The organism is Streptomyces sp. NPDC088553, from assembly GCF_044752965.1.
Lineage (GTDB): Bacteria > Actinomycetota > Actinomycetes > Streptomycetales > Streptomycetaceae > Streptomyces.
Window position 1 is genome coordinate 1 of record NZ_JBIVMG010000023.1, and the last position, 1,748, is coordinate 1,748.

1 protein-coding gene is annotated in these 1,748 nt (G+C 63.4%); it reads left to right on the plus strand.

Translation table 11 applies throughout. The annotated features are described in order from the left end of the window. Positions 1-12: 12 nt before the first annotated feature. A partial coding sequence (locus ACIP8Z_RS37585; protein WP_402091539.1) for an amino acid adenylation domain-containing protein occupies positions 13-1,748 on the plus strand: 1,736 nt, incomplete at its 3' end.

The following is a 1,748-nucleotide window of genomic DNA, read 5'->3' on the forward strand; positions in this document are numbered from 1 at the left end:
CCCGGGGGTTTGTTGCACGAGCCGGTGTTCGCCCAGGCCGCCCGGACTCCCGACGCCACCGCCGTCATCACACCCACCCGAACCCTCACCTACGCCGAACTCACCGACCACGCACTCCACATCGCCCAAGGACTACGCGCCCAGGGCACCCGACCCGGCGAACTCGTCGCCGTCAGCATGCACAAGGGCTGGGAACAGATCGCAGCCGTCCTCGGCATCCTCCACGCCGACGCCGCCTACGTCCCCATCGACCCCGAACTCCCCCACGAACGCATCACCTACCTCCTCACCCACACCGACACCCGCACCGTCCTCACCCAACCCGACACCACCCACATCGACTGGCCCACCACCATCACCCCCCTCACCATCGAAGACAACGCCCCCTGGTACCACACCCCCACCCCACACCAACCCACCCGCACCCCCACCGACCTCGCCTACGTCATCTTCACCTCCGGCTCAACCGGCCAGCCCAAAGGCGTCATGATCGACCACCGCGGCGCCCTCAACACCATCCACGACATCAACAACCGCACCCAACTCACCCCCCACGACTCCGTCCTGGGCATCTCCAGCCTCTCCTTCGACCTCTCCGTCTGGGACATCTTCGGCACCCTCACCGCCGGCGCCACCCTCGTCCTGCCCAACCCCGGAACCCAACGCGACCCCCACCACTGGAACCACCTCCTCACCCACCACCACATCACCACCTGGAACTCCGTCCCCGCCCTCTTCGAACTCCTCACCGAACACCGCAACCAGAACAACACCCCACCCAACACCACCCTCAAAACAGCCCTCCTCTCCGGAGACTGGATCCCCCTCACCCTCCCCCAACGCGCCAAAAACACCTTCCCCCACCTCCAACTCCACAGCCTCGGCGGCGCCACCGAAGCCTCCATCTGGTCCATCCACCACCCCATCACCAACATCCCGACAGAATGGACCAGCATCCCCTACGGAAAACCCCTCACCAACCAAACCATGCACATCCTCGACCACCACCAAAACCCCCGACCCCCCTACACCACCGGACACATCCACATCGGCGGCACCGGAGTCGCACTCGGCTACTGGAAAGACCCCCAAAAAACCAGCAACGCCTTCACCACCCACCCCCACACCAAACAACGCCTCTACAAAACAGGCGACCTCGGACGCTACTGGCCCGACGGAACCATCGAATTCCTCGGCCGCGAAGACCACCAAGTCAAAATCAACGGCTACCGCATAGAACTCGGAGAAATCGACACCACCCTCACCACCCACCCCCACATCCACACCACCCTCACCACCACCCACCACACGACCAACCGCGAAAACAAACGACTCATCACCTACATCGTCCCCACCAACCCCGAAAACCCACCCACCACCGAAGACCTACGCAACTGGCTCCGCGAAAAACTCCCCCACTACATGATCCCCCACACCATCATCACCCTCGACGAAATACCCCTCACACCCAACGGAAAAATCAACCACAAAGCACTCCCCGACCCCACAACAAACCCCACCAACCGAACCCACACACCCCCCAACACACCCACCGAACACACCCTCACCACCATCTGGACCGAACTCCTCAACCCCACCCAACCCCTCAGCACCACCGACAACCTCTTCGAACTCGGCGCCGACTCCCTCCTCGCCCTCCGCGCCACCGCCGCAGCCGACCGCCACGGACTCCACCTCCAACTCCCCGACATCTTCCAAAACCCCACCATCACCCAACAGGCACTGGT